Consider the following 5,711-nt stretch of genomic DNA (forward strand, 5'->3'; position numbering starts at 1 on the left):
CCGCAGCTCATTCCGGGCAACAAGGTCGTGTCGGCCATTCTTGGCACGACCATCGGCTTCCTGCTGGATCCGTCCGACCAGATGGGATCGCTGCGCAATGTCATCATACTGGTGCTGCTGGCGGTCACGCTCAAGAACGTCCTGGTATGGCTGAGTGGGCAGATCGGTGCGCAGTTGCAGGAGTTCGTGGTTCGCGATCTGCGCGACGCGCTGTATGCGCACTTGCTGCGTCTGCCGATGAGCTGGTTCACCGCCAACAAGGTGGGGCAGGTGATCTCGCGTATGCTCACCGACACGACCAACGCGAAAGCCGTGGTCACCGAACTGGTCACGCGCTCCATCTGGAGCACGGCACAGGTGGTCTCCACGATCGCGATCATGTTCGCCGTGTCGTGGAAGTTGTCGCTGGCCTCGTTGGTGGTGGTGCCGCTCACCGTGCTGTCGCTGCAACCCGTGCTGCGCAAACTGCGCAAGGGGTATCGCCGCATGGGCAACGAGCAGGGCGAAATCACCAGCATGGTACAGGAAGTCGTGAGTGGCATCCGTCTCATCAAGTCGTACGGGGCGGAAGTACGCGAGGAGCAGCGCTTCGTGACGCGTAATGCCGCGTTCGCAAAAGGGTATGTGCGCATCGGGAGACTCGCGCTGATGTCGGGACCGGTCACCGAAACGCTCGGCGCCGGCATGGCTGTCGCCATTCTCTGGTTCGGCGCACGTCTCGTGCTGGTCGAGAAGTCGCTGGATGGTGCGCTGCTGGTCACGTTCTTGATCTGGGTGATGCGCCTGCTGCAGCCGCTCAAGCAGCTCTCGCAGGTGCCGGCATCGGCCCAGCAGTCGCTGGCCAGTGCCGAGCGCATTTTCGAAGTGCTCGACTCGCCGACGGAGACGGCGGTCGATCGCGGCACGATCACCGCGCCAACGTTTGCGACGTCGCTCGAATTCGAGCATGTCACCTTCGCCTACGGCGATGATGCGCCGGCGTTGTCCGATGTGACTTTCACGGCACGAAAGGGCGAGGTGATCGCGCTGGTGGGTGCAAGCGGCGCCGGCAAGTCCACCCTGATCGACCTGCTGCCGCGCTTCCTCGAGCCCACCAGTGGTCGGATTACGCTCGACGACATCGATCTGCGCGATATCACGCTCGATGCCCTCCGTTCGCTGACCGGCATCGTGAGTCAGGACACCGTGCTCTTCAACGACACGGTGCGCGCCAATGTCGCCTTCGGTCGTACGCAGGTCACACAGGCGCAGCTTGAGGCCGCGGCTCGTGCCGCCAATGCCATGTCGTTCATTCAGGAACTCCCGGAGGGGTGGGACACGAATCTCGGAGAGCGTGGCTCGCGTCTGTCGGGTGGACAGCGGCAGCGGCTGGCGATCGCACGGGCGCTGTTGTCCGATCCGCCGATCCTGATTCTCGACGAAGCTACGTCGGCGCTCGACGTGGAGAGTGAGCGGCTGGTACAGGAAGCGATCGACCGGTTGCTGCAGGGACGCACGGTGTTCGTGATCGCACACCGTCTCGCCACGATTCAGCACGCCGATCGCATTTTGGTGCTCGAGCGTGGCCAGCTGGTGGAACAAGGAACGCATGCCGATCTGCTCGTGCGCAACGGTGCGTATGCCCGCTTGCATGCGTTGCAGTTCAATCGCGGCAGCGAGTGAGCCGTGCGCCTTCTCGTGCTCACTACCGCCGTGTCGTGGACGCCTGGCGTTCGCTTGGCTATCACACTCGGCGCCGAGCTTGCGGCGCGCGGTGACATCGTCACCGTGGCGTGTCTCAGTCACGGTGTGCTGGAACGTGCCACCGAAGCCACCTTTCCTCGCTTGCCGGTGCGCGGCATTACGGGGCAGGGCGGGCTGACACGCATCAGCAGTGCCCGCGGCATCGTGGCCGCGCTGCGTCCCGATGCCGTACTCGTACAAAGTGAAGCCGATGCGTTGCTGGCAGCGATGGCTATCGGTCGTCACGGTGGCGTGGTGCGACGCTGGTGCGTGGGCGAGAATGCGGATGACGATCGTCCGGCCGCGCTCACGTGGCGTACACGGTTGGCGGGCTCACGCGCGCGACTGACCTCGTGGGGTCGCGATCGGATCGCCGTGAGCTGGCCTGGCCCCGATCGGCGTAGCGTACGCGCGGTGACGCCATCCAGCGAAACGGTACCTACGGCGTTGTGGATCGTGCCCTCGGCCGAACACGACGAACGCACGGCTGTGGCGCTGCGTGCGGCGGCGCGGCTGGTGAGCCGGCATCCATTCCTGCGTATCGTGTTGCTCGGCGACCTCGCCGCGCTGCAGTCCACGCGCGTGCATGCGGCGTCGTTGGGGCTCACCGCGTTCGTGCAGGTCGCGTCGATCGACACGTTGCTGTTGGCAGACGAGGTCGATGCCGCCGCCGTGTGGGTTACGGCCGACGGCGATGCGGGCGCGATCGCTACTATCGCGGCGATGCAGCGCGGAATCCCCGTCGTCGTGCCACGTGCGTTGTCGTTCTCATCGTTGGTCGCGTCACGCATCACCGGATTCGTGATGTCCGACGCCGATGTGTCGGAGATGGTCGCGGAGCTGGCGCGACTGCTGTCGGATCGTCGCGAGTTCGAGGCGATGGGCGAGGCGGCTCGGGCGCGCGCCACGCGCCTGCACGACTGGCCGCAGTTCGTCGACAACGCGGCCGACGTGCTGTCACTCGCCTCGGGAACGCGGGTGCCGTCGGCGGCAATCCGTCCGACGCTCACGTCGGCCTGACGATGGCGAGCGCCGCCACAAACGCCGCTGGCAACGCCGCCAGCAACGCCGCGAGTACCGCCGCGACTGGTCCAGCGCCGAACGCGGCGTGGACGCGCCTGCGTGAGGATCGGCGCGCGCGCTTCGGCCTTGGCCTCATCGCGCTGTTGATGCTGGCGGCGCTGCTGGCCCCATTGATCGACGGCGCCGATCCGATTCAGATCGACTTGCGCAACGCGCTGCAGGCGCCGAGCGGCGCGCACTGGCTCGGTACGGATGCGCAGGGGCGCGATGTGTGGTCGCGGCTGGTCCATGGCGCGCGCATCTCGCTGCTGGTCGGGCTCGCGTCGCAGGGGATTTCGCTGTCTATCGGTCTCGTGCTGGGGTTGGTGGCCGGCTACCGCGGCACGTGGACGGAAGAGGTCATCATGCGACTCGCCGATATCACGTTGGCGTTTCCGTCGTTGTTGCTGCTGATCGCGATGGCGGCGGCGTTCGAGCCGTCGCTGACGGTGGTGTGCACGGTGATCGGCGTGGTTGGCTGGGCCGGCATGGCACGGCTGGTGCGCGGCCAGGTGCTGGTGGTGCGCGAACTCGAGTACGTGCAGGCGATGCGAGCACTCGGCGCGCGCGATCGTCGCATCCTGCTCCGTCATGTCTTGCCGAATGTGATCGCGCCCGTCGTGATCGCCGCCACGCTTGGTATTGCCGGCGCGATCATGGCCGAAGCGGCACTGTCGTTTCTCGGGCTTGGCGTGCAGCCGCCAACGCCCAGTTGGGGCGCCATGATCGCCGACGGGCGTGATCTATCGCAGCTGCGCAATGCGCCCTGGACGAGTCTCGCCCCGGGTCTGGCAATCGGCGTGGCGGTGCTCGGCTTCAACCTGCTCGGTGATGCCTTACGTGACGCGCTCGATCCGCGCGGCGCACGGCGCCTGCCGTAGTCTTTCACGCACTCGGACATTCTCGATGACCACACCGCACGACGTCGCCGCGCTCCGCGCCCGTGAATACGCCTGGATGGCCAACGATCCGGCGATCTTTCTGAATGCCGCCAGTGTGGGACCGATGCCAGCGTCGGCGGTCAACGTGGCGCACACGTGGAGTGCGATGCGTGCGCAGCCGCATCTGCTCCCGTTTCACTCGATGCTCGATGCCGCCTCGACGGCGCGGGCGCAGTTTGCCGCACTGGTCGGTGCCGACGCGGACGAGATCGCGCTGATGCCAAACACGACGTACGGTTTGAATCTCGCCGCGCGGGCGCTTCCTCTCCGTCCCGGCACGATTCTCACCTTCGACGGCGAGTTCCCGAGCTGTGTGTATCCCTTTCAAGCGCTCGGCTCGCGAGGCATCAACCTCGAACTGATTCCACGAAAGCACGGGCTCCCGGACGAAGACGCGCTGGTCACGGCGGTCCAACGCCCCGACGTCGTGGCGGTGGTGGTGTCGTGGGTGCAATTCGCCACGGGCTATGTGGCCGATCTCGCGCGCATTGGCGCGGCATGCCGTGCCCACGACGTGTTCTTCATCGTGGACGGCATTCAGGGGTGCGGCGCCCGCCGAATCGATCTGCATGCCCTGCCGATCGACATCTTTGCCAGCGGCGCTCAGAAGTGGCAGCTCAGCCCCTGGGGCACGGGCTTCGTCTATGTGCGCCGCGAACTGGTACAGGCCATCGATCCAATCGACGTGGGGTGGGCGTGCATGAAGTCCTCCACCGACTACACTCGTCTCACTGACTACGAGTTCGACTTCTTCGACGACGCCCGCCGTTTCGAAGTGGTGACGTTGGCTTACCATGACTTTGCGGTGGCCAACGCGTCCACCCGGATCCTGCTCGACCTCGGGGTCGATGCGGTCTCTGCCCACATTGCCGCCCTCGGCTCGCGGATTGTCGAGTGGGCGCAATCGCGCGCGGATGTCCGCCTGGTGACGCCAGCCGACCCCGACCGGCGGGCCGGTGTGATCGCCTTTGCCTCCGCGTCATTGGGCGCGATGGCCAATCGGCTGAACGCGGCGCACGTCACACACACCGTCCGTGAAGGCGCGATCCGCTTGGCTCCGCACTGCTACAACACCAGCGAGGAAATTGAGCGGGTTCTACGAATTCTTGACAATTGAAGACTTGCCCATAGGACCCTGAGTCTGAACCTGCCATATTTATGTAAACACCGAACTCATTTACTTCGCGAAACGATGTCGCACTCTTCGAAAGACCTTCGGGTCGCGCTCGCCGATCGTAGCGTTGCAGACGCGCTGCGGTCCTGTGCCATGCCGCTCGGATGCCCGGTGGGCTTTCTCGAGCGGCATCGGGTTGCGAGCGTGGAACGGCTGGGCGACGACGAACCGGTCGTGCGAACGTTCGTGCGCGATGCCGTCGGTGTGGTGTCGGTGCCGTGTGACGAGGAGGTCGATCTCGGGCTCGATCCGGCGGACGTGCAGGAGCTGATTACCCTCACGCGCCTCGAGGCAGCGCCGGGCTCGGTAATCGAGTTGCGCGGCGCGCGGCTCACCGTGGGCGACGATCCGGCAGCCGTCGCATTACTCGACGAATGCACCATCGCGCCGTCGCCGAGGGTTGCAGGCATGCTGGTGTACGACCCGCGGCGGGATGTGCTGGACATGCTGCGACACGACGTGTCGCCGTGGGAATGGAACGAGGGCGGCGGCAACGTCGACTCTCCGCATCGCGTCGGTGCCCTGCAGGGGGGCGTGTTGGTGGCGTTAGCTACCGTCGACGCACCAGACGGACGCTTGGCGCGTGTGCGTGTGCTCGTCTCGCCGCGGCATCGTCGCATGGGCTACGGCCGGGTCGTCCTCGATGCCCTCGTGCGCCACGTGCTGAGCCAGGGATTTATTCCGTTCGTGCGCCTGGCCGTCGGCGACCTGGCCGCGCGCGCCTTGGCGTCAACCGTGGGCTTTGTGAGCTTCGCGCGATCGCTCACGCTGCACGTGACGCACGTGGGATCGGACGTGCAGACGGAATTGCC

5 protein-coding genes are annotated in these 5,711 nt (G+C 65.9%); all 5 read left to right on the forward strand.

What is annotated here, in order from left to right:
- Positions 1–1,662, forward strand: a 1,662-nt coding sequence (locus ACESNG_RS15275; RefSeq protein ID WP_373069602.1) for an ABC transporter ATP-binding protein, incomplete at its 5' end; no start/stop codon positions are given.
- Between the two features lie 3 nt (positions 1,663–1,665).
- Positions 1,666–2,742: a glycosyltransferase gene (locus ACESNG_RS15280; RefSeq protein ID WP_373062337.1), complete on the forward strand. Its 1,077-nt coding sequence runs from the start codon at positions 1,666–1,668 to the stop codon at positions 2,740–2,742.
- A 2-nt stretch (positions 2,743–2,744) separates the two neighbouring features.
- Positions 2,745–3,665, forward strand: coding sequence for an ABC transporter permease (locus ACESNG_RS15285; RefSeq protein ID WP_373062335.1), 921 nt, complete (start codon positions 2,745–2,747; stop codon positions 3,663–3,665).
- 25 nt (positions 3,666–3,690) lie between these two features.
- On the forward strand, positions 3,691–4,842 hold the full coding sequence (locus ACESNG_RS15290; RefSeq protein ID WP_373062333.1) for an aminotransferase class V-fold PLP-dependent enzyme: 1,152 nt from the start codon (positions 3,691–3,693) through the stop codon (positions 4,840–4,842).
- Positions 4,843–4,917: 75 nt separating this feature from the next.
- The coding region (locus tag ACESNG_RS15295; RefSeq protein ID WP_373069605.1) for a GNAT family N-acetyltransferase at positions 4,918–5,711 on the forward strand (794 nt) is incomplete at its 3' end.

Origin of the sequence: Gemmatimonas sp. (genome assembly GCF_041689975.1) — a bacterium.
Classification (GTDB): Bacteria; Gemmatimonadota; Gemmatimonadetes; order Gemmatimonadales; family Gemmatimonadaceae; genus Gemmatimonas.

Excerpts from the sequence above, each read along its gene's own strand:
- ACESNG_RS15285 (WP_373062335.1), top strand. The coding sequence starts at position 2,745 with ATGGCGAGCGCCGCCACAAACGCCGCTGGCAACGCCGCCAGCAACGCC.
- ACESNG_RS15290 (WP_373062333.1), top strand. The coding sequence starts at position 3,691 with ATGACCACACCGCACGACGTCGCCGCGCTCCGCGCCCGTGAATACGCC.